This is a genomic window from Marinobacter sp. (assembly GCF_041690615.1).
Taxonomy (GTDB): domain Bacteria; phylum Pseudomonadota; class Gammaproteobacteria; order Pseudomonadales; family Oleiphilaceae; genus Marinobacter.
The window spans coordinates 307777-330097 of sequence record NZ_JAWLGY010000001.1 but is presented as its reverse complement, the minus strand read 5'-3'; the positions used below and the strand labels follow the sequence as shown (position 1 = coordinate 330097).

At 63.2% G+C, this 22321-nt stretch carries 17 protein-coding genes; 5 read left to right on the top strand and 12 right to left on the bottom strand.

Going from position 1 to position 22321, the window contains the following annotated elements; translation table 11 throughout:
* Positions 1-15: 15 nt before the first annotated feature.
* Entirely contained in the window at positions 16-807 is a 792-nt protein-coding gene (locus ACESMZ_RS01420) for an alpha/beta fold hydrolase (RefSeq protein WP_372957475.1), read from the bottom strand.
* A 122-nt stretch (positions 808-929) separates the two neighbouring features.
* On the opposite strand from ACESMZ_RS01420, the gene cls reads away from it, so the two are divergent.
* Positions 930-2360, top strand: a complete 1431-nt coding sequence (gene cls / locus ACESMZ_RS01415) for a cardiolipin synthase (RefSeq protein ID WP_372957474.1) — start codon at positions 930-932, stop codon at positions 2358-2360.
* Between the two features lie 7 nt (positions 2361-2367).
* On the opposite strand, the gene ACESMZ_RS01410 is transcribed toward cls, so the two are convergent.
* Both ACESMZ_RS01410 and ACESMZ_RS01405 read right to left on the bottom strand, forming a co-directional pair.
* Entirely contained in the window at positions 2368-4614 is a 2247-nt protein-coding gene (locus ACESMZ_RS01410; protein WP_372957473.1) for a patatin-like phospholipase family protein, read from the bottom strand.
* A 42-nt stretch (positions 4615-4656) separates the two neighbouring features.
* Entirely contained in the window at positions 4657-5250 is a 594-nt protein-coding gene (locus tag ACESMZ_RS01405) for a hypothetical protein (RefSeq protein WP_372957472.1), read from the bottom strand.
* Positions 5251-5498: 248 nt separating this feature from the next.
* Between ACESMZ_RS01405 and ACESMZ_RS01400 the strand changes: the two genes are divergently transcribed.
* Complete coding sequence (locus ACESMZ_RS01400) at positions 5499-5867, top strand: hypothetical protein (protein WP_372957471.1); 369 nt, start codon at positions 5499-5501, stop codon at positions 5865-5867.
* A 12-nt stretch (positions 5868-5879) separates the two neighbouring features.
* On the opposite strand, the gene ACESMZ_RS01395 is transcribed toward ACESMZ_RS01400, so the two are convergent.
* The 8 genes from ACESMZ_RS01395 to ACESMZ_RS01360 form a co-directional block, all read right to left on the bottom strand.
* A complete protein-coding gene (locus ACESMZ_RS01395) occupies positions 5880-8660 on the bottom strand; it encodes an ATP-binding protein (RefSeq protein ID WP_372957470.1) in 2781 nt (926 codons plus the stop codon).
* Positions 8660-10315, bottom strand: a complete 1656-nt coding sequence (locus tag ACESMZ_RS01390; protein ID WP_372957469.1) for a GGDEF domain-containing protein — start codon at positions 10313-10315, stop codon at positions 8660-8662. Before ACESMZ_RS01390 ends, ACESMZ_RS01395 begins: the two co-directional genes overlap by 1 nt.
* A 75-nt stretch (positions 10316-10390) precedes the next feature.
* Positions 10391-11362, bottom strand: a complete 972-nt coding sequence (gene xerC / locus ACESMZ_RS01385; protein WP_372957468.1) for a tyrosine recombinase XerC — start codon at positions 11360-11362, stop codon at positions 10391-10393.
* A 40-nt stretch (positions 11363-11402) separates the two neighbouring features.
* Positions 11403-12113, bottom strand: coding sequence for a DUF484 family protein (locus ACESMZ_RS01380; protein ID WP_372972102.1), 711 nt, complete (start codon positions 12111-12113; stop codon positions 11403-11405).
* Between the two features lie 93 nt (positions 12114-12206).
* Positions 12207-13127: a diaminopimelate epimerase gene (gene dapF / locus ACESMZ_RS01375; protein WP_372957466.1), complete on the bottom strand. Its 921-nt coding sequence runs from the start codon at positions 13125-13127 to the stop codon at positions 12207-12209.
* Positions 13128-13134: 7 nt separating this feature from the next.
* A complete protein-coding gene (gene lysA / locus ACESMZ_RS01370; protein WP_372972101.1) occupies positions 13135-14388 on the bottom strand; it encodes a diaminopimelate decarboxylase in 1254 nt (417 codons plus the stop codon).
* 12 nt (positions 14389-14400) lie between these two features.
* On the bottom strand, positions 14401-14547 hold the full coding sequence (locus ACESMZ_RS01365) for a lipoprotein (protein WP_372957464.1): 147 nt from the start codon (positions 14545-14547) through the stop codon (positions 14401-14403).
* A gap of 126 nt (positions 14548-14673) precedes the next feature.
* Complete coding sequence (locus ACESMZ_RS01360; RefSeq protein ID WP_372972100.1) at positions 14674-17544, bottom strand: class I adenylate cyclase; 2871 nt, start codon at positions 17542-17544, stop codon at positions 14674-14676.
* 182 nt (positions 17545-17726) lie between these two features.
* On the opposite strand from ACESMZ_RS01360, the gene ACESMZ_RS01355 reads away from it, so the two are divergent.
* Complete coding sequence (locus ACESMZ_RS01355) at positions 17727-18926, top strand: EAL domain-containing protein (RefSeq protein ID WP_372957462.1); 1200 nt, start codon at positions 17727-17729, stop codon at positions 18924-18926.
* 45 nt (positions 18927-18971) lie between these two features.
* Here the strand turns inward: ACESMZ_RS01355 and argH are convergent, their stop codons facing one another.
* Complete coding sequence (gene argH / locus ACESMZ_RS01350; RefSeq protein WP_372957461.1) at positions 18972-20366, bottom strand: argininosuccinate lyase; 1395 nt, start codon at positions 20364-20366, stop codon at positions 18972-18974.
* Positions 20367-20458: 92 nt separating this feature from the next.
* On the opposite strand from argH, the gene ACESMZ_RS01345 reads away from it, so the two are divergent.
* Positions 20459-21532: a sensor histidine kinase gene (locus tag ACESMZ_RS01345; RefSeq protein ID WP_372957460.1), complete on the top strand. Its 1074-nt coding sequence runs from the start codon at positions 20459-20461 to the stop codon at positions 21530-21532.
* Positions 21529-22266 (top strand): LytR/AlgR family response regulator transcription factor, encoded by a 738-nt coding sequence (locus ACESMZ_RS01340; protein ID WP_372972099.1) that lies wholly within the window; start codon positions 21529-21531, stop codon positions 22264-22266. The genes ACESMZ_RS01345 and ACESMZ_RS01340 overlap by 4 nt, the downstream gene beginning before the upstream one ends.
* Positions 22267-22321 lie beyond the last annotated feature (55 nt).

Below are 22321 nucleotides of genomic sequence, written 5' to 3'. Positions count from 1 at the left end.
CCTGGGCCGGGCGGTTCAGTCCTCCAGAAACTCCCGGCAGAGACGGGCAAATTCATCCGGCTTCTCGGCGTGCAGCCAGTGGTCCGTACCCTCGATTTCCTCGATACGCGCCTGCGGGAACAGGGTATCGATGCGCTCCCGGTGCTTACGCTGGATATAGGCGGACTCCGCGCCCTTGATGAAAAGAACCGGCCCGTCAAAAGGGCCTTCTCCTTCCGGTGCGTCGGCCAGGTTCTGATAACAGGCCTCGATAACCGGCAGGTTCAGGCGCCAGCGGAATACATTCGGATTGCCGGCCTTTTCCTCCTCCGGCACCCGCACCAGGTTCTTCAGCAGGAACATGCGCACTTCCGGCGTTTCCACGTACTCCTGGAGGGCCTTGTCCGCCTCGCCACGGGTTGTCACAGCTGACAGGTCGAGGCTCTTCATGCCCTCCAGGATCGCATCGTGGCGGGGATGGTAGGTTACCGGTGCAATATCAGCGACGATGATCCTCTCCACCCGGTCCGGGTAGCTCAGCGCCACCTGCATGGCGGTCTTGCCCCCCATGGAGTGCCCGAGCAGGCTGGCCTGCTCCATGCCCTGCTCATCCATATAGGCGATGACGTCTTCCGCCATGGCGGGATAGTCCATGGTGTCGGTATGGGGGGAGCGGCCATGGTTGCGCAGATCCAGTCCGTGGATTTCCCGGACATCCTGCAGCCGCTGGTTGACACCCCCGAGGTTCTCCAGGGAACCAAACAAGCCGTGGAGCAACAGCAGGGGTTTGCCTTCACCGGTAATCCGACGATGTAACCTGACGCTCATGAATACCTCGCTTCGTCTGTTTTTATGGGACCGATGGCAGCGGGCAACCATCTGATCGCCGCCATACTGTGAAACGTCCGGGTTTGCTATTGTTGCAGGGTCTGTTTGCAAGAGTACAGCACATGCCGGATTTTTCACTGCTGGCGGTCGCGGTCGCCGGACTCTACCTGATCGCCCTGTTCTGCGTGTATCGCGTATTGCTCAGCTATCGCACCGCCCAGGGGGCCATCGCCTGGATCATCAGTCTGATCGGCCTGCCATGGATAGCGGTGCCCCTGTTCGTGCTGTTTGGCCGCAACCGTTTCTCCGGTTACGTGCTGGCCCGGCGACTGAATGACCGCACCCTGGAACCGCTGCTGTCCCAGTACGAACAACAGGCTGAAACCCTGCCCTGCACCAGCGACAACGGTACACCTGACGAACTGAATGTACTGGCCACACTGGGACGGCAGCCGTTTACCGGCGGCAATCACTGCACATTACTCCGCAACGGTGATGTCACCTTTGAGGCCCTGTTCGAGGCCATGGAAAACGCCACTGACTACATCCTGCTGGAGTTCTACATTGTACGCTCCGACCGGGTCGGCAACCGGATACTTCACATTCTCAAACGCAAACTGTCCCAGGGTGTACGGGTGTACTTCCTTTACGACGATATCGGCAGCGTCTGGCTGCCTGGCCGCTACCTGAAAGCGCTGAAGAGAGCCGGCGCCCGGGTGGCCTCCTTCGGTGACGGCAATGTGCGCCGGCGACGCCTGCAGATCAACTTCCGCAATCACCGGAAAATCCTGGTCTGCGACGGCAAGGTCGGGTTCGTGGGAGGGATCAACCTGGGGGATGAGTACCTGGGCACCGGGGTGGGTGTCGAGCCCTGGCGGGACACCCACTGTCGCATCGAAGGCCCTGCAGTGCTGGGGCTTCAGCTGGCCTGGCTGGAAGACTGGCACTGGGCGGCAGGAGACAAACCGCAACTGAACTGGCAGCCCTGCCCGTCACACAGGGGCGACCAGCAGGTGCTTATTCTGCCCAGCAGTCCGGCGGACCGATGGGAAACCTGCACGCTGTTTTTCCTCAGCTGCATCAACAATGCCCGGGAGCGCCTGTGGATCGCCTCCCCCTACTTTGTGCCGGATTTCCAGATCATGAACGCCCTGCAACTGGCGGCCATGCGGGGTGTTGATGTACGGATCGTGATTCCGGAGAAGCCCGACCATGTGCTCATCGGGCTGGCCGCCTATTCCTACCTGGTGAATGCCAACGAATGCGGTATCAGTATCTGCCAGTACCATGCCGGTTTCATGCACCAGAAGGCCATACTGGTGGACAGCCGGTATGCTGCTGTGGGTACCGCCAACCTGGATAACCGCTCCATGCGTCTGAACTTTGAAATCACGGCACTCTCAACAGCGGCGGATTTCGTCAGCGAGGTGGAATCGATGCTGGAAGCCGACCTGGCCAACAGCCGCGTCCTGAAGCGCTCCGACTACGAGGACCGGTCTCTGCTGTTCCGCCTGGCCTGCCGTTCGGTCCGGCTGATGGCGCCCCTTCTGTGACACTCACTCAGTCGAACAGCTGACGCAGGGAGTACCCCACGTTCAGGTAGACTCCCCAGCGATCGTCATTATTGTAGGCCAGGGCTGCCTGCACCGGGCCGATAACCGTGTCGAAACCGGCAAAGAGGGTACCGGAGGTCAGTACATCATCCCAGCGGGCATCGCCGATGTCCTCCCAGGCATTACCCGCTTCCACACCGGCCCCGGCAAAGAAGGGCACCACGGGGCCGCCGAACTTGTGGTACAGCACGGCGGTTCCCAGCAAGGCATCCTGCCCGGTGACCTCCCCCTGGCCGTAGGCGGACAGGCGGCGGAAGCCACCCAGCAGGACGTTGTTTTCGATACCAGCCTCACCGTCAGTCACCACACTGGCGAAGAACTCGCCCGACGCAACCCAGTCGCCCTGATGACCCGCTTTCGCCAGGCGCAGAACCGTCCGGTCAAACCGGCTGTCCGCTCCCAGGGCTGGCCGCTCGAAACGTCCGCGGACACCTGCGAAAGAGCCACTTTCCGGCAGGAAGGGGTCGTCCAGGGAGTCATAGACCAGTCGCAGGTTCCAGCTGCCCTGCTGGATCCGGTCGCCGGTTACCGGGCTGTCGCCAATACGATCATCCACCCGGGCATAGCCCCGCTCCACCGTGGCCCGAAGCTCTGCATTGGCTCCCAGCTCGGTACCGATAGCCAGGTCCAGTCGCCGACTGGAGACATCCACCTCGGCCACCCGTTCTCCGTCCGGGTCAAAGACACTGTAGCGGTCTTTCTCGTATTCCGCGCCTGCGACCGCAAACCGCCGATAACCATAATCCAGGGGCTGGAACCACTCGGTACGCACCCAGGGCTGGGTGCCCAGCTGTACGCCTGTCTGCCATTCCGCACCGAGGCGGTTGAGCTGGGTCATACGTAATGAGGCGGCCACATTGAATCGGGTATCGCTCTCGAAGTTTTCCTCATAGCCAAGCCCGAAACTCAGGTAATTCGGCCCCCAGCTTTTTTCCCGCACCAGGATTTCCAGCACTGAGCCCTCCTCCCCTGGACTCAGGCTATAGCTGACATTCTCGTAGTAACCCAGGCCATAAATACGCTTCAGGTCCTCCTCGAGCTGCTGCGGGTTCAGCGGCTCTCCTTCCTTCTGGCGGATGCGGTCCCGCAGGAAGCGATCCGCCAGGCGGCTGTCCTGACGAATGACCACTTCCGAGATGACTTCCGGCTCAAAGCCGCGGTAGGTGCGCATCGCCATTTCCTGCTGCCACCGCTCGTCATCCGCCGTCAGCCGGTTGAGGCCGGAGGACTGCTCCCGGGCCGCCGTCGCCCCGAGCTCCATCAGCGCGGCCCCCTGGAAAAAATCCGCCGCGCTCAGCCCGGACAAGTCCGGCGTGATCAGCACATCTCCCTCCCGCAAGGAGGCCAGCTGCTCTTCCACACTGCGCCGGGTCATCAGGGTCGTCAGCTGACGAACCACGGAAAACGCCTGGGTCAGGGTTTCCCCCTGCCCGGGCTCGTCGGAGATATCCACAACGATAACCACATCAGCCCCCAGCGCCCGGGCCACGCTGACCGGCAGGTTATTGGCCACACCACCATCCACCAGCAGGCGGCCATTGCGATTCACCGGGGCATAGACGCCGGGGATACTCATACTGGCCCGGATGGCCTCCGACAGACTGCCATCCGCCAGCACCACTTCCTCGCCGGTTTCCAGGTCCGTGGCCACGGCCCGGAAGGGTATGGGTAGCTTGTCAAAATCTCGTACCAGGGCGGCATCACGGGTCAGGTCGTTGAGGATCAGCCCCAGGTTCTGACCCGAAATCAACCCCCGCCCGACGCGCAAGCCGTCCAGCCCCACACCGAGCCCGGGACTGGCCGGAAATCGCCAGCCATCTTCCTTGCGACGAACCGGCTGGTAACTTCGACCCGGTGTATCCTGGAAACTGGAGAGCCAGTCCATGGCCAGCATGCGGTCCTCGATCTCCTCCACCGGCATGCCCTGGGCATAGAGCGCCCCCACCGCCGCCCCGGCGCTGGTACCCACGACCAGGTCCACCGGTACGCGGATTTCTTCGAGCACCCGCAGCACACCAACATGGGCCAGCCCCTTGGCACCGCCGCCACTGAGCACCAGCCCGACCACCGGACGTTCTGGAGGCCCTTCGGACTGGATGGATGCGCCGGCGGACGAATGCAGGCCGGGGAGGATATACAGCACGGTGACCAGCAGCAGCCAGCCCCCGGCCGACAGACGGGCAGAGTGAATCACAATGTCGCTCCCTGATGGTCAGGCAGTCCGGACCCAGGCGTATCAGCGCTTCCCGGACTCCGGCGCGTCCTCCAATGACAGGTGACTGACGTCGGGTACCACCGGGGGCGGCAGGTCCCGCTCCACACCCAGGTCGGTGCCGGCCGGTGCGACGGTCCACTCATCGAGGTGTTCGAACATCGGCTGCGGCTCTTCCTTTTCATCCGCCAGGCGGGTTCCTACCGGATCCAGGCCGAGGCTCGAGCCGGCCAGTACTTCATCCGCCCTTTCCCCGGCGACGGGGAGGCGGTCGCCAGGCTCCAGGCGGGGGCCCGGGCCACCCGCTGCCGGAGTTTGCGGCCGTGCCTTCGGTTCCTGTGCCTTTGCGCGGGGCTCCGATTGCTGCGCTGATGGCGACGGGGCCGGGGCATCAGGTGCCATGGGTTCCACGTAAGCCACCATGCCATGGCGGGCGAGGACGGCACGGTATTTCTCGGCCTGGTCCTCTTCCAACCGGTTCCGTATGACTACCGGGCGACCACTGAACATCCGGTCGACCTGCTCCACGGACGCCTTGAACAGGGTCCGGGCATTGTTCCGCGCTGTCTGTACGTCGGTGCCGGGCTGGCATTCACCCCGGAATATCAGTTGGTACATGATTAATCCTTCCAAATCCCGTAACTACCTGTAGTCTAGCGCCCGTCGCCATAAATCGCATGTGCTGGAGCGCGCCGGGCGCGCACAAGCTCATTCCACCGCCGATTACCGAGAGGCAATCGAAATTCCGGGCACGATTTTGTAAAAACTTGAAAAATGCACAAAAAAATGACGGCGCCCGGTATCAGCTTCTGCAATACTGCCTGTAACAGAATGTAACACGCGTTATTCCCCGAGGAGATTCACGAATGGTCCGCCATTCCCTGCTGCTCACCCTGGCCAGCCTGCTGTCGGTTTTTTCCGCTGCGCCTGTCCATGCGGAGAATATCGACCTGCTGATGACCCGGCTGTTTCCGCAAAATGAACTCACCTACATCGGCTTTGACAGCGTCGAGCGAGAGGATATTCCGGCGGCCTCCGGTGCGGACCGGAAGTACCTGATCGTGGATTTCCGCAGCGACGGCGACGATACCCGGGAACAGCAGATCGCCAGGGTTCACCGCATCTGCACAACCCTGCTGACCAACACAGACCTGATCAGTGACCTGTCACAACAGGGCTACGACATGATTTCCGTCGCCTTTGACCGCCACTACCAGTACGACTGCATGCCCTGAACCGGGTCGCACCTACCGGCCCGCAGACGGCTCGCTGCCAAGCAGTTCCGGAAAGGCTTCCAGGGCATCGTTGATAGCATCCAGGTTAAAGGCATCCACATCCGCCATCAGTTTCTCGGCGTAGCGGGTCACCGCCCGGGACCGGTAACGCTGGCCCCAGCTCAGTACCCGCGCGGCGAAGTAACGCATCTGTTCCGGATCACCGCTTTCACGAACGGTATACCACTCATCACCAAAATCTTCCCTCAGCTGCTCCTTGAGCCAGCTGCGTTCCTGCATGTCCAGGGTTTCTGTCATCGGGGTCTGGTCAAGCTGGGGCTGCTCTTCCGGCTCATCCTCCATGGGAACCACCTCAACGTCTGGTAGCACCACGGTAAAGGTGGAGCCTTCGCCTTCGCGACTTTCAACCGTAAGCTCCCCGCCCATCATGCGGACCAGCTTGCGGCTGATAGCCAGGCCCAGCCCGGTGCCCCCATACTTGCGGCTGCTCTGCCCTTCCTGCTGCTCAAAGGCATCAAAGATCCGTTCCTGCTGGTCCTCGGCGATACCGATGCCACTGTCCGATACCGCGATACGAAGGGTACACAGCTCCTGTTCACCCTCCTGCCGGGAATCCGCCACCGAGGCCCGCACCGTTACCCCGCCCTCATGGGTGAACTTGATCGCGTTGCCCACCAGGTTGAACAGCACCTGGCGTAACCGTGTTTCATCCAGAACCATGCCGGCAGGCATGTCCGCCTCAACGCTCACCTCAAGGCTGACATTGTGCTCCCTGGCCCGGAGGTCAAAGATATGCCGCACATCCTGCAGCATCCGGCGCAGGCTGACCGGCCCGAATTCCAGGCGCATCTTGCCGGCCTCGATACGGGACAGGTCCAGGATGTCGTTAATCAACATCAGCAGGCTGCGACTGCTGGCGCGAATGGCATCCAGATAGTGTTTCTGCTGGGGGTCGCTCACAGTCTTGCTGAGCAGGTCGCTGTACCCGATCACCGCATTCATCGGGGTGCGGATTTCGTGGGACATATTGGCCAGGAATTCACTCTTGGCCCGGTTCGCGCCCTCGGCCTCACGGGCAAGGCGCTCTGCCTCCAGCTTGGCCGCCCGCAACTCGTCCTCACTGCGGCGCAGGGCATGTTCAGAGCGGATGCGCTCGTCTACCTCCCGGGACAGTTTGCGGTTCCAGTACAGGAAGATCAGCACTACGACCACAGCGATCAGCACCACGCGCTTGATGGCGGTGTAGTCCTCGTCCTGCTCCAGGTCCAGGTAAACCCAGCGATTATAGATTTCGTCCTTCTCGGCGGTACCGATGTTGCCCAGCCCCTTGTTGAGGATCCGCACCAGTTCACCCCGATCGCGGTTCACCGCCATACGGAACTCATATTCATAGGGGGTGATGCTGGTGATTCGCAGGTTGGGCAGTCCCAGCTCAGCCACCGTGTAGCTGACCCCCGGGATGTGGGTCACCATAACTTCAAGGTCGCCATTGGACAGGGCCAGCAGTCCGTCCTGCACGGTATTGACCGGATAGATATTCAGGTCCGGGTGGTTGATCAGCAGGTAATCGTGGGCCGCATGCTGGCTTACCACACCCACCCGCTCATCGCGCAACTCCCTGAGATCGCCAATAAAACGGCCATCCTCCCGGATCACAACCACGATGGGCAGGGTCAGGTAGGTACGGGTAAACAGAAAGTCTTCCTCCCGGCGCGGGGTACGGGGCAGTGCCGGAAGAATATCGATTTCACCATTACGGAGCATCCGTTCGGCCTCGGCCCAGTCACTCACTGTGCGCTTTTCCAGTCGGGTTCCCAGGTTCTCCCCCAGGCGCTGGACCAGGTCCGGCACCAGGCCGCGGGCACTGTCATTCTCAATGAATTCAAAGGGCGGCCAGTTCTCCCGGTGAGCAACACGCAGGGGGCCGTGCCTGCGCAACCATTCCTGTTCGATGGCACTCAGGGTCAGGCCATCGGGAGTAGCCGCTTCCACAACCGCGTCCGGCAACCAGGCCGAGCGAATGCGGCGATGATCGGCGTGGGAAATGGTCTCGATCGTCTTGTCCAGTATCGGCAGCAGCGCCTGCTGTTGCTGCCGGACTTCCAGCACCACATCAACCGGGTCCTGGTTCAGCAGTGCCACCAGGGCAACGCCATTGATCAGGGCCGATTGCAGGTAATCCACCACCACCGGGACTGGCCCGACAAAAGCATCCGCCTGGCCGGAAAGCACCATGGAAACCGCCTCACTGACCGAGGTGACCGGCACCGGAGTGAAGCTGTTGACCGAATCCAGCAAGGCAAACTGATTGGCGTCCTTGCCGACCAGCGCCACCCGACGACGCTCGAGGTCACCAAGCTTGCGGATACCGGCATCACCGGGGTCAGAAAAAATGCCATAGGTCAGCTCCATGAGAGGCTGGCTCCGCAGCCAGCCCTCCGGTACCGGCGCGCCGGGGCGCCGGGCAGCGACCCGGATGGCGGGATCGCCCTCAGACCATTCCGTCGTCGCCCCACCCGCGGGCAGCGGTTCCACCTCAAGACCGACTCTCAGCCTGGCGGCGATCAGGGTCAGGTAATCCACGTAGGTACCGGCAAGCCACCCCTCCGCAGTGGTGAAGGCCAGGGGTGTCTGGTCGCTGCGCACGCCCACCTCCAGGGTTCCGATCTCCTCGAGCAGGGCAAGCTGATCGGCGCCCAGCACCGGCCAGGCCACCGGTTGTTCCGGGTCCGCCAACGCCGAAGAGGCAATGCCCAGTGCCAGTACAATGGTAATCAAAAGCCGCACGCTCATCAGGACATCAGCTCCCTGGCGCTGGCTACCCGGTTGCGTCCGCTGGACTTGGCCCGGTAAAGCGCCTTGTCCGCCTCGTCAAAGACATGGTCCGGGGGACTGCCTTCCCGGAACCAGGAGACCCCGGCCGAGAAGGTCACCGCCACCGGCTCCTGCTGGAAGTGGAAAGGCATTGCCGCCACGTGCTCCCGCAGCTTGTCAATTACCCGCAGAGCCTGGTCCAGGGAGGTTTCCGGCAGCAGCACCACAAACTCCTCGCCGCCGTAGCGTGCGACAAAGTCTGTGGTTCTCAGCTGGTCCCGCAGTGACTTTGCCACCAGCTGGATGACCCGGTCACCGGCCTTGTGGCCAAAGGAATCATTGACCTGTTTGAAGTGGTCGATATCCAGCACCGCCAGCGCCACCGGATGACCATAGCGCTGCCAGCGCTCGTATTCGAATCGCAGACGCTCATCCCAGGACTCCCGGTTGGGTAACTGGGTCAGGATGTCTGTCAGTGCCCTCGCACGTTCCTGTTCCAGCTTCTCACGGACCTGCTCACAGTGCGTCTCCATGGCCACCAGCTTCTCCCGCATGGCTTCCACCTGGCCGGCCAGCCGCTCGTCCCGTTCCTGTTCCCGCACCCGGTAGGCCTGTACCGTTCCGGCAATGCGCTCGATGTGGCCCGATACCGAACGGCGCAACCCGTCCAGGTCAGAGTGCTGCTCCAGTGACTGGCCCAGCTCGCTGAGTTCCCCCTGTACCGCCTGTTCCATTTCCTCTGCCGCCGACTGGCGGCCGACCATGGCATCGGCCTGGTCAGTGACGTGCCCATGCAAGGACGATAGCCGTTCATCGAGACGTTGCAGGAAGCCCTGGAACTCCCGCTGGCTGTGGCTGACCACGGCAATCACAAGATCGGCGGTTTCATCCAGGCTCTGGCGCAGCAGTGCCCAGTCCTGCTGATCCGACAGTCTGGCCCTGAGTAGGGCGGCCCGGCGGTGGGTGTCCGGTGGCAGTTCAACCTGCTGCATCACACGGCCCATCAATTCGCCCACCCTGCGAGCTATTCGCAGTCGCTGGGAGACCTCCCCATCATCCATGGATGGAGCAGGGGTCTCACCATCGAGATCCAGCGCTTCTTCGTCGTGTCCAGTGCCCTCAGTAGCGTTCCGGCCGGACTCCGTTGTCCCTCGTTTGAAGAATCGCCCCAGCAGCCCCGGCGATTGGTTGCCGTCAGCGGCATTTGCACTCAGGGCACGCTCGGCCACGTCGGCGAACGACTCCAGCCAGGGCAGTAACTGGTCCCGGGACAGTCCCCGGGGGCCCAGTTCCCGGGACAGGCGTTTCAGCTCACTGCCGGCCCGGAAGCGCTCACTGCGGCCGGCGGCATCCAGCAAGCGACCCAGGACCCGGGCGGTCTGCCGCGTCTCCTGCCCGGCCAGGTCATCAAGGCGCTCAAGGTCACTATCGAGCCTTTCCTGGAACGCCCGCAGGTGCCCTGGATGCCGCTCCCGGCCCCGGAGATACTGGCGCAGTTCCGAGAGCAGATCGTCGAGCTGACTGTCCTGCCCCTGGGCGGCCAGGCTGGCCCGGGCCAGCAACCGTTCCACCAGGTAGCGAAGCTCGTCTTCGTCACCGGTGTCAGAGGGGGGCTGGTGGGTGTTCGATGTCATGGGTAATCCTGTGTTGCCAAATACCGGGGGTTGCCGTCTGTCGATGGGATCAACAGGGTTCACAGCGGCCGGGGACTATCCGGAATCCGGATCACCCCTCGCGGTCTGGCGTGCGGACGACCGGCGGGCGCGGGGATGGGCCCGGTCATAGACCTGGGCAAGGTGCTGGAAGTCCAGGTGAGTATAGACCTGGGTGGTGGCGATATCCGCGTGGCCCAGCAACTCCTGGACGGCCCGCAGATCTCCGCTGGATTCCAGCAGGTGGCTGGCAAAGGAATGTCGCAAAAGATGGGGGTGCAGATGCTGGTCTGCGCCACACCGCTGCCCCCAGCGGTCAAGGCGTTGCTGGACGCTGCGGGAACTGAGCCGGGTGCCACGCTGGCTGACAAACAGCGCGGACTCACCATTTGACGCCAGTACCGGACGCAGTCCCAGCCACTGGCGAATGGCCTGCCGTGCCTTCCGGCCCACGGGCAATAACCGCTCCCGGCTGCCCTTGCCGAGCACCCGGACTTCACCGGTCTTCAGGTCAAGGTCCCGCAGGTCCAGCCCGGTCAGTTCCGATAACCGCAGACCGGAGGAGTAGAACAGTTCGAACATGGCCAGGTCCCGCACTTCCAGTGGGTCCTCCGGACTGGTATCCAGCAAATGGCCCAGCTGGTCGGCGTCCGCCGCCACCGGTAGACGCCGACCACTGCGAGGCGCCCGGACATCCAGGGCCGGGTTGCTGCGCAGGCGGTGTTCGCGAATGAGGTAGTCGAAAAAACGCCGGATGGCCGACAGGGCACGGGCGATGCTGCGGCCGGCCAGCCCCTCGCGGTTGAGGGTGGCGGCATACCGGCGCACATCCGCCACCGCCAGGTCATCCCACCGGGCCAGGGGCGGGGCCTGGTCCGTCAGCCAGTTGACCAGCCGGTTCAGGTCACGCTGATAGGCACTGCAGGTGTGGGTCGAGTGCCGGCGTTCGGCAGCCAGGTAGTGGAGGAAGGCGTCCACCGGCTCGGTCAGGGTGTCCGGTGGGGGAGTCTGTGGTTCCCTGCCAGTCATCATTGGGTTCCCGGGGTTAGTTGCGCCCGACCGCCCCCCATCAGCGGGATTCGGCCACCGCGTCAAGCACAGGCTCCACCTGGCGGTGGCGCTGGAGCATGGGCGGCAACAGGCGACTGAGGGTATCACTGATATAGGACAGGAACAGGGACCCCATGCTCTGGTCAAAATAACCCGGCTGGCAGCTGCCTACCGCGAACACCCCGATCAGCCGGTCCGTGCGCAGGGGCACCAGCGCCACCGACGCCACCGGCTCATCACGACCGGGGAACAGGAAGTTACGGTCTGCCTCACGGAACTGGCCGCAGACGGCCCGGTCACCATCAAGGAGGGCACCGAGGTTTTTCTCAGCATCTGCCTCGGAGACTACGTGCAGTACGCCGGTGGTGCTGCCGGCCGGCAGCTCGCCGCCCACCAGCATCACTGAGGCCGCATCCAGGCCAAAATCACCCCGGATGCTGTCATCGATGGCTGCGGCCATCTCGGTAAGGTTGCGGGCCTCAATGACCTGCATCAGCAGGCGCTTGCTCTTCTCGAACAGTCGATCATTCTGGCGCGCAATGGAAACCAGCTCCACCAGTTCGTGACGCAGGGTGTCCCTCTGCTCCCGGTACAGATGCACCTGGCGCTCCACCAGGGAAATCGCACGCCCGCTGTCGTGGGGCAGGGTCATTGAGCGCAGCAGCTCATCCCGGCCGACGAAGAAGTCCGGATTATTCCGCAGGTAGTCAGCGACCTGCTCGGCGGTCATGGTTGCATCCACTGAAGGTTCCCCTGTTGTTGCGACGGCCTTCTGGCGGGCCGGTGACTGAGTATCGACCAACCGGGCGTACCGGTTTCCGGGCTACCTGCGCTCTGGCTGGCGCCCCGAAGGCCGGCGGTTGCGCCGCCGCTGGTGCGGTTCGGCTGGCAGGCGGAGCTGTCCGTCAAACACCCGCGCGGTCGGTCCTTCCATCATAACAGGGGCCCCTTCCCCCTGCCATTCGATGACCAGATCGCCCCCCGGCAATGTGATGCGAACCTGATTATCCAGCAAGCCCCGTAACTGCCCGGCCACCACGGCGGCACAGGCACCGGTACCACAGGCCAGGGTCTCCCCGGCGCCGCGCTCGAATACCCTCAGCCGGGCCCGGCTCCGGTCGAGTACCTGCAGGAAGCCAATATTGGCCCGTGCCGGGAATCCCGGATGCCGCTCCAGCAAAGGGCCCAGGGTTTCCACCGGGGCTGTATCCACGTCATCCACCAGCAGCACGCCATGGGGGTTGCCCATGGACACAGCAGACAGCTCCACACACTGGCCGTTCACATCGACGGAATACACCACCCGGCGCTCATCAGCAGCAAAGGGAATAGCTGCCGGGTTGAGTTCCGGCACTCCCATATTGACGGTCACCCAGCCATCACGGCCGACTTTCAGTTCAATCACTCCACCGGCGGTCTGCACCCGGATCACCCGGCGATTGGTCAGTCGCTGGTCGCGCACAAAGCGGGCGAAGCAACGGGCGCCATTGCCGCACTGCTCCACCTCGGAGCCATCCGCATTGAAAATGCGGTAGCGAAAATCCACATCCGGCAGCCCGGGAGGCTCCACCACCAGCAGCTGGTCAAAGCCGACGCCGAAGTGCCGGTCCGCCAGTTTGCGGATCATCTCCGGGCGCAGGCGGAACGGCTGGCTGATGGCGTCCACCACCATGAAGTCGTTACCCAGGCCGTGCATCTTGGTGAAAGACAGCAACGGACCCTGGCCACGTCTCGCTCCGCTCATCGCATCCTCACTCATCCGGCAGGCAATGTTCGTGGCGAAGCTGGTCGTCCAGGGTTTCCCGCTCGCGGATTACATGGACCCGGTTGCCGTCCACCATCAGCTCCGGTGGACGATTACGGGTGTTGTAGTTGGAACTCATAACAAAACCATAGGCACCAGCGGAGCGAACCGCCAGCAGATCGCCGGGAGCCAGGGCCAGGCACCGGTCCTTGCCGAGGAAATCGCCGGTTTCACAGACCGGACCTACCAGGTCCCAGTTCTGCTCGGGCACGTCGGTGCGTGGCTGTACCGGCACGATAGCCTGCCAGGCGCTGTAGAGCGCCGGGCGGATCAGGTCGTTCATGGCTCCGTCAATAATGGCGAAGTTACGGTGCGCGGTACACTTGAGGAACTCCACCCGTGTCAGCAGGATGCCTGCATTGGCGGCAATGGAGCGGCCAGGCTCCAGCACCAGTTCCAGTTCACGGTCACCCAGCCGTTCCAGCATCGCTGCGATATAGGTTCCCGGTGATGGTGGCTGCTCCTGGTCATAGGTCACGCCCAGCCCACCGCCCATGTCCAGGTGGCGGATCACGATGCCGTCCGCCGCCAGCTGGTCCACCAGTGCCAGCACCCGGTCCAGCGTATCCAGGAACGGGGCCACGGTAGTGAGCTGGGAACCGATGTGGCAGTCCACTCCCTGAACTTCCAGGTGGGCCATGGCAGCCGCCCGGGCGTAGACCCGGGGTGCATCGGCAATATCAATACCAAACTTGTTCTCTTTGAGCCCCGTGGAGATATAGGGGTGCGTGCCGGCATCCACATCCGGATTTACCCGCAGCGATACCGGTGCCTTCCTGCCCAGTTCTCCGGCCACCTCATTCAGGCGGTCCAGCTCGGTGTCCGACTCCACGTTGAAGCAGCGAACCCCCACTTCCAGTGCGCGACGCATCTCGTGGGGCTGCTTGCCGACACCCGAGAAGACCACCCGGGAGGGGGCACCGCCGGCCCTGAGAACACGTTCCAGCTCGCCCACCGAGACAATGTCGAACCCCGCCCCCAGGCGGGCCAGTACATTCAGTACCGCCAGGTTACTGTTGGCCTTTACCGCATAGCAGACCAGGTGCGAGTGCCCGGCAAGGGCGTCATCATAGGCGCGGTAGTGGCTCTCGAAGGCGGCACGGGAGTATACATACGCAGGTGTGCCGTAATCCCGGGCGATGTCTGCCACGGCCACCTGCTCGGCAAACAACTGGCCGTCGCGATAGCTGAACTGATCCATGAAAGGGTCCTGTTAACGGTTATCGGTGTCGTCGTCGGCCGGCGACTCTACAGCAGCCGGTTCGGCAGGGGGACGCTCCAGCGGGCCTTTCTGGCCACAACCGGCGCCAAGCCCTGTGGCAAGGGCCAGTAACATCAGGCAGATTGCGGTTCTCGGCATCGGGATGGTCCTGCGTCATCGGGCGGTGGACCTGCCATCAACAGGGCCTGACCACACCTTGAAATTAACGGGCAAGTATACCTGACAGCCAGCGGCCAGGGCGAGTCTCCCGAGGCCCGACCGCCGTCAGGTTTGGGCTGCCGCCTCGTCCAGCAACTGCTGGAGCTGATGACGGTACCAGACGTACTGACAGGTCTGCAGTTCCTGCTGCCACGCCCGGGGGTCAAGGTCGTGGGGCAGGTGCAGGTCGGTGATATAGACGGGATAGGGTTCGGCACTGCGGCGCCGCTGGCGGATATAGTCCACGACCGCGCGCATCTGGCGATCTCCATAGCCTTCAACGGTAAAGGCCTCTTCGTCACAGAACAGGTCGAACCCGAGGCTGCCATCCCCTTGCTGAACCCCCACGGCATGCAGCTCCAGGCCCCCGACTGACAGGGAATCAGGTGCCAGCGGGGTGCGCTCGAGACGGCATTCACCATCTTCCAGCCTAACCTCTGTGCACAGCAGTTCGGCCTCCTGACGGGATCCGCCGGCCATCTGCCGCAGGCGGCGGCGTTCTCCCAGATTCTCCAGGAAGCGCATCAGCGGCAGTAGCGCCTGACGGCGACTTCCGGCGCGACGCTGGCGCCAACCGTAGAGTGACCCGGTCTCATCCGATACCCAGAAACGGGTCCAGTCTCCGGCCTGCTGCCAGAACATCTGGATCAGGTCGGGCTGACAGGCGCGGCAGACCTCCCGGAACGCCGGATCTTCCTGCAGGGCGTAACGATCAGGGACCACCGGGGAATAGACCTCCTGGGGCCTGGCCAGGTAGTCCATCAATGCCTGGTCTGTAGCCAGGCCGATGAATCCCGGCTCATGCCCGTCAAAGCGCAACACGAACCAGCGCTGATCCACCTTGAGCAGGTAACGAAGCGGGTGCGACCCGAACCCGCCGGCAAAGAACTGGCGGATCACATCGTCCACCAGCTCCCGGATACGGCGGGTGATGGCCGCGGCATGGCTGCCACCGGCACACCACACCTCAACCCGGGGCGGACGGGCGGGATCCCTTGCCACCAGGGCCAGCATGTTCTTGAGGCATTGCACCAGGGCGTCACCGGTCACATAGCGCTGCAGACTGACCTCATGCCAGCTGTTCAAGGATACCTGTTCAATGGTGGCCACCAGGTTGTCACGCCCGCCACTGAAACCCAGGGAATCATGCCGTCCGCTCAGCTTGTGCAGCCCCCGCTCGGTCAGGCTCGCCTGGGGATCAACTCCCACGTTCACCAGGAGCAGGTGAACCAGCGGCTGCGCCGGCACCATCAGGGCATCCCGGTCGGCCGGCGCCAAGGCACCCAGGTGAGTGCCGATAAACCCGGCCATGCTCCGCAGATCACTGACGGTCAGCCGGTTACCGCCATTGTCCCCCTCGGCGACGTCCTGGCGCAGACTGAGCCGGGTGGCAGGCGCCAGCAGGCCATTGCAGTGACACCACACCACCAGTTCAACCAAGCTGCCCGCTCGACGAATGGCTGCCTGCGCACCTTTGTCCGCAAGGCTGTCCAGATTCCGGAACAACCGCCACTCATCGGTCACCGAGCGCCGGGAACCCCCATGCCAGAACGCCAGGTTTTCTTCCATCAGGGTGGGAGCGATACCGGGATTGACCATCTCCACCTTGCCGGCCTTGCGCTGGAAGGCGGCATAGAGCTTTCGTCCGAGCAGGTTCAGGTCCATGGCACTGATGGTGGCGCGGACATTGCCACTTCTGGCCATACGGGACAGCAGGCGATAGCTGTGGGTCAGCTCGGACACCACCCGCCGGCGCAGCACCATGACCCGCTCTACCCGCCACTGATGACGACTATCCAGGTCGACAAGGGTACTGCGGTCCCAGCCCCACTCGGTGACCAGCTGATGGAGGATCTTCCCCTGCCACCGCCCTGAAACCTCTGCTGCCCGGGTCAGCGGCAGGCCGCTTTTCAGATACAGGGCCCGGCGCACCAGATCCAGCCGCCCAGGGGCCTCCATTGCCAGCAACCACTGTTCCAGGCGGCGGTAGAGCATCACATAGGGGTCCATTTCATCCACGCTGGCGCGTCCTTCATAGACCGCCTTCTTGAACCTGGCTGACAGCAGGCCATGGTCCCGGTCCCGGGCATAGCACTCAATCAGTAACAGCTTGAGCAGGGATTTCCAGGGTGACTCGATCCCCTTGTACAGCTGCCAGATCCCCGCCCCCAGGAACTCTGCCACCGGCACGGAGGGTATCTCCCCGAAATCCAGGTACTCGTCGGAGCGGACAAAACGGTTCTCCAGCAGGAACCGGGTCAGTTCCCCATAGCGGCCCTCTTCCTGCACGGGTATCAGCCACCACAGCGGATAACGCCCGCCCAGATGGATAGCGGTACGGTAAAACTCATCCAGCAGCAGGTAGTGCTGGGCGCTGCCGCAGTCTTCACTGCTCACCTGCGCCGTCTCACGGCCCTGGCGGAAATCCTCGGCACTGAAAACGAAAAGGTTCAGCTCCAGGCCGAACTGGGCCGCCCACTCCGTCACTCTCAGCGCTTTTTGCCGCAACGCTTCAAGCCGGTGAGGCGGCAGCTCCGGATGGTGGCAGACCCAGACATCGAGGTCACTGGCTACGGAATGCCCCAGTGAACCGGGGCTGCCAATCAGGAACAGGCCGGCCAGCTCCGGCACCAACTTGCGCCCCCCGGGCCTGAACGAGCGCGCAACCTGCTGTGCGGCCTGCAGGGTCCGCTCGGAAGGCTCATACCGGTCCAGTCCATGGGCGCACTCGCCGGCGTAATAGCCGGGCAGCGCCGGGTGATTGAGATGGAACACCAGGGGCAGCAGGTCGAGCACGATCTGCTGCCGCCAGGCCAGTGCGGAACGGGCGCGATCCAGCCGGACACGGTTCAGCGTAATGAAGCGCGCAGCGATCGCTTTCAATAGCTTGCGATCAACACCTTCGGAAAAATCGATAAAAACAGGCCGCTCCTGCACTCTTTGACTACACTCCAGAACTGAGACGTTTTCTTTCCGCGTTTAACCTGTACAATGTGACGGGTTTGGCACTTGGATAGCCTACCAGACTACGGACAGCCTGGGTCAGGATTGACCAGTACCGGTACCCGGCAATGGGCGCCAGAGAATAATAAGAGAAGATCTGACAGGAGTACTCTGACGTGAATGAGCTCGTCATCTGCCGCCACCGCCCCGGTGCCGGCGAAGGTGTGACGACCGTTCTGACCATCGGCCAGGACGGCAATGTGACGGGAACGGACCCCAACCTGTCGCTGGTGCTGGGTTACAGCAGCAGCGAGATAGAAGGTCGCCCCCTCAAACAGTTGATAGCCTCCGCCGAGGACAATCCCCTGTGCCCGGATTATGCCAGCTACCATGACAGCGGTCGCCCCATTACTGTCACGTTCCGCCACAGCGGCGGGCATTTCATGGCAGCCCGGGTTATTGTCCGCAAGGCTGCCCGCAACCGGCCTTCGCCCCTGGCAAGTGGCGCAAGCGCCACAGCGTCACCCAGGGCGCCGGCGCAGACCCGCCCCCTCCGGACCGAACGGGATGATATTGCCCGTACCAAGGCGCTGCTTGTGCATATCCGGGAAAGCCTGGCCCAGGGTGGCCTGCCCCTTGAATACCAGCCTATCCGGGCCATGAACCACTCCGATAACGGTCTGTGCCTGGAGGTGCTCGCCAGGTTGCGGGGCGCAAATGGTGACGACAGGGACATGACCCCGAAGGACTTCCTGCCCCTGATCGAGCGGTTCGAACTGTCCCGCCGGCTGGATCGCCAGGTTATCAGGCAGGCACTCTGCCACCTCTACCGCCACCCCGATGTCGCCGCTTCGCTGAGCTACTGTGGCTTTAACCTTTCCCGCGGTTCCCTTCAGGACCGCACCCTGCCCATGTTCATTGCCCGTGCGCTGGAAAAGACCGGCCTCAACCCTGGCAGCCTGTGTTTTGAAATCCCCGCCCGGCATGCCATCACCTACACGGCGGACTGCCGCCAGTTGTGCCGCATGCTGCGGCTGCTGGGCTGCAAGACCGCGCTGGATGGTACGGGAACCAGTATGGAAAGCTACCGGCTGGCAGGTCGCCTGCCGGTGGATTACATCAAGCTGGCACCGGAACTGATGAATGGCCTTCACGACGAACCCACTCACCTGGTCATGGCCGAAGCACTTCAGCGTATTGCCAACACCACCGGCAAGATGACCATCGCCACCAGCGTGGAAAATGACATTGCCCGTCGCCGGGTTCAGACCCTGGGCATCCACTTTATACAGGGGCGCCAGGTAAGTCCGCCGCAACCACTGAAAGAACTGGGAGTCACCGGCTGGGGCAGCCAGTCTGCCGGCGCCATTGCCTGATGCACCGGGGCATCCCTGCCCCGATAACGAAGATTCCCGCCAGGCTCAGCCCAGCCTTGCCTTCGCCCGGGCAACAGCGGCCCTGACCTGAGCCGGCGCGGTACCGCCCAGGTGGTCACGGGCCTGAACCGAGCCTTCCAGGGTCAGCACATCAAACACATCCTCAGCAATGGTGTCAGAGAACTGTTGCAGCTCTTCCAGGCTCATTTCTGACAGATCCTTCTTCTCTGCCACACCCAGCGCCACTGCCTTGCCGACAATTTCATGGGCGTCCCGGAAGGCGACACCCTTCTTCACCAGGTAGTCCGCCAGGTCAGTGGCGGTTGAGAAGCCCCGACGGGCCGCCTCACGCATGTTATCCGCCTTTGAGGTGATGGCCGGCACCATATCGGCGTAGGCCCGCAGGCAGCCCTTGACCGTGTCCACCGTGTCGAACAGCGGCTCCTTGTCTTCCTGGTTGTCCTTGTTATAGGCCAGCGGCTGGCTCTTCATCAGGGTCAGCAGGCTGATCAGGTGACCGTTGACCCGGCCGGTCTTGCCCCGCACCAGTTCCGGCACGTCGGGATTCTTCTTCTGGGGCATGATGGATGAGCCAGTGCAGAAGCGGTCCGGCAGGTCGATAAAGTCGAACTGGGCAGAGGTCCAGAGCACCAGCTCTTCGCTGAAGCGGGACAGATGGGTCATCAGCAGGGCGGCAAAGCCGCAGAACTCGATGGCAAAGTCCCGGTCACTGACCGAGTCCAGCGAATTTTCGGTAGGCCGATCAAAGCCCAGCAGCTGTGCGGTCATCGCCCGGTCGATGGGATAGGTGGTGCCGGCCAGGGCAGCAGCACCCAGGGGCATGACGTTGACCCGTTTCCGGCAATCCTGCAGACGTTCGGCGTCCCGCTCCAGCATTTCTGCCCAGGCCAGCAGGTGGTGGCCAAAGGTAACCGGCTGGGCGGTCTGCAGGTGGGTGAAGCCCGGCATGATAGTGTCAGCCTCCCGCTCCGCCAGGTCCAGCAGACCAGCTCGCAGGCGGGTGAGCTCCTCGGCGATGGCATCAATCTCGTCGCGCAGATACAGGCGGATATCCGTGGCCACCTGGTCATTACGGCTGCGGCCAGTGTGAAGTTTCTTGCCGGTGATACCGATACGGTCAGTGAGCCGGGCCTCGATGTTCATGTGCACGTCTTCAAGGCTGACGGACCAGGGGAACTCGCCCCGCTCGATCTCGGCACGGACCGCTTCCAGGCCCTCAATGATCTGGCCCTTCTCCTCCGCGGTCAGTACGCCCACCTCCGCCAGCATGGTGGCATGGGCAATGGAGCCGCGGATGTCGTGGTGGTAAAGGCGCTGATCAAAGCCCACGGAAGCCGTGAACTTCTCCACAAATGCGTCGGTCGGCTCACTGAAACGGCCGCCCCAGGGCTTTTCGGAACTCTTGTTCGGATCGGTCATGGTGTATCTTTCCTGCTGACTGCCCGGCAGAATGGTCCGGGTGCGAAAAAATGTGAGCGGATTATAACACCCCGGCGAGGACTCTCACCCGCATGACCACCGGCCGTAGTAAAAACCTGGGCCAGGACGACACCCATGGAGGTGTTTCCGGCTTTTTCGTGCCGGACCTGTGCCGGGTCCGCTCCGTGTTCATGCTGGTGGTCAGCAGTGAACTGATGGTGCTGCTGTTGGCCATGGCCCACGCCCGGGGGCAGTGGATCGACTGGAACTATTTCGGCCTTGTGTCATTGCTGGTGCAGTGGACCGTGCTTACCAGCGCCGCCCTCATCTGCCTGGCGCGGCCCTGGCTCACCCGCCTGACCACGGCCCGCGCCACCCTCGCCATGGTGAGCCTGGTACTGGCGGATGTGCTGCTGTTCAGCGGCCTTGCGAGCCACTTCCTGTATCCGGACGAGCCCGCGACCCAGTGGCAGGCAACCGGAAAGAGCTTGCTGGTTGCACTGATCGCCACCCTCATGGTGCTGCGCTACTTCTACTTGCAGCACCAGTGGCGCCAGCAGAAACAGGCTGAAATGACCTATCGCCTGACCGCCCTGCAGGCCCGCATTCACCCCCACTTCCTGTTCAACAGCATGAATACCATCGCCAGCCTGATCAGTACCCGCCCGGAGCAGGCGGAAGACGCCGTGCTCGATCTGTCCGAGCTGTTCCGTGCATCGCTGAACACCACCGAACGGCTGGTTCCGCTGCGGGAGGAACTGGCCCTGTGCCGCCGTTACCTGGCCCTGGAGCAGCTGCGCCTCGGCGATCGACTGAAGGTGGACTGGCGCACGGACGATGCCCTGGGCGACCAGGCGATTCCGCCCCTTACCCTTCAGCCGCTGGTGGAAAATGCCATCTACCACGGCATCCAGCCCCGCCCGGAAGGCGGCACCGTGGTCATTGAAAGCCAGCGTAGCGGACAGTACGTTTACCTGCTGGTACAGAACCCCAGACCGGACAGTGGCGCTCGCCAGCACCAGGGCAACCGGGTGGCGCTCGGCAATACCGAGGCCCGTATCCAGGCCCTGTTCGGTGAAACCGCGGTACTCAAGCACAGTCACCAGGGCGACCGCTACACGGTGACCCTGCGACTGCCCTGGCAAACCACAGGACTGACCCGATGACCCGGCGACGCGTACTGATTGCCGACGACGAGCCCCTGGCCCGGGAAAGGCTGGGACGTATGGTTGACGAGCTTGAGGGCTACCAGGTAGTGGCGGAGGCAGCCACCGGCACCCAGGTGCTTGCGGCAGTAGCCGACCGGACGCCGGACCTGGTGCTGCTGGACATCCGCATGCCCGGGGGTGACGGCCTGGATGTTGCTAAACAACTGGCCGCCCGGGCTGATCCGCCGGCCATTATCTTCTGCACCGCCTACGACGAATACGCCATTCGCGCCTTCGAGGTGCAGGCAGCGGCCTACCTGCTCAAGCCCGTACGCCGGCAGGCACTGGCGGAGGCCCTGAGCCGGGCGGAACGCCTGAACCGGGCTCAGCTGCAGGCGCTGCGGAGCCGCCCGGAGGAGAACACTCACCACCTGACAGTAACCAGTGCCCGGGGCACCGAACTGGTGGATATGACCCGGGTGAGGTATTGCGAAGCAGACCAGAAGTACGTCACCCTCCACTATGATGAGGGCAACACGCTGACCGACCTGAGCCTCAAGGCCCTGGAGCAGCGGTTCCCGGACCACCTGCTGCGCATCCATCGCAATACCCTGGTGGGCACCCGGTATGTCCGCGCCCTGGAGCGGCTGGACGACGGTGCTTGCCAGCTCAGGGTTGCCGACGTACCCGACGCACTGCCGGTCAGCCGACGGCATGTTGCCCGGGTGCGGCAACGGCTGCGGGAGCTCTGAACACGGGACTTTTCCCGGCTGGCGCGTTAGGCTTGTGCTCAGCTTGTCATTGGCT

Bases quoted from the DNA above. Each gene is read 5' to 3' on its own strand.
- ACESMZ_RS01420 (WP_372957475.1), bottom strand. From the start codon at position 807: ATGAGCGTCAGGTTACATCGTCGGATTACCGGTGAAGGCAAACCCCTG.
- cls (WP_372957474.1), top strand. From the start codon at position 930: ATGCCGGATTTTTCACTGCTGGCGGTCGCGGTCGCCGGACTCTACCTG.
- ACESMZ_RS01405 (WP_372957472.1), bottom strand. From the start codon at position 5,250: ATGTACCAACTGATATTCCGGGGTGAATGCCAGCCCGGCACCGACGTA.
- ACESMZ_RS01400 (WP_372957471.1), top strand. From the start codon at position 5,499: ATGGTCCGCCATTCCCTGCTGCTCACCCTGGCCAGCCTGCTGTCGGTT.
- ACESMZ_RS01395 (WP_372957470.1), bottom strand. From the start codon at position 8,660: ATGAGCGTGCGGCTTTTGATTACCATTGTACTGGCACTGGGCATTGCC.
- ACESMZ_RS01390 (WP_372957469.1), bottom strand. From the start codon at position 10,315: ATGACATCGAACACCCACCAGCCCCCCTCTGACACCGGTGACGAAGAC.
- xerC (WP_372957468.1), bottom strand. From the start codon at position 11,362: ATGACTGGCAGGGAACCACAGACTCCCCCACCGGACACCCTGACCGAG.
- ACESMZ_RS01380 (WP_372972102.1), bottom strand. From the start codon at position 12,113: ATGACCGCCGAGCAGGTCGCTGACTACCTGCGGAATAATCCGGACTTC.
- dapF (WP_372957466.1), bottom strand. From the start codon at position 13,127: ATGAGCGGAGCGAGACGTGGCCAGGGTCCGTTGCTGTCTTTCACCAAG.
- lysA (WP_372972101.1), bottom strand. From the start codon at position 14,388: ATGGATCAGTTCAGCTATCGCGACGGCCAGTTGTTTGCCGAGCAGGTG.
- ACESMZ_RS01365 (WP_372957464.1), bottom strand. From the start codon at position 14,547: ATGCCGAGAACCGCAATCTGCCTGATGTTACTGGCCCTTGCCACAGGG.
- argH (WP_372957461.1), bottom strand. From the start codon at position 20,366: ATGACCGATCCGAACAAGAGTTCCGAAAAGCCCTGGGGCGGCCGTTTC.
- ACESMZ_RS01345 (WP_372957460.1), top strand. From the start codon at position 20,459: ATGACCACCGGCCGTAGTAAAAACCTGGGCCAGGACGACACCCATGGA.
- ACESMZ_RS01340 (WP_372972099.1), top strand. From the start codon at position 21,529: ATGACCCGGCGACGCGTACTGATTGCCGACGACGAGCCCCTGGCCCGG.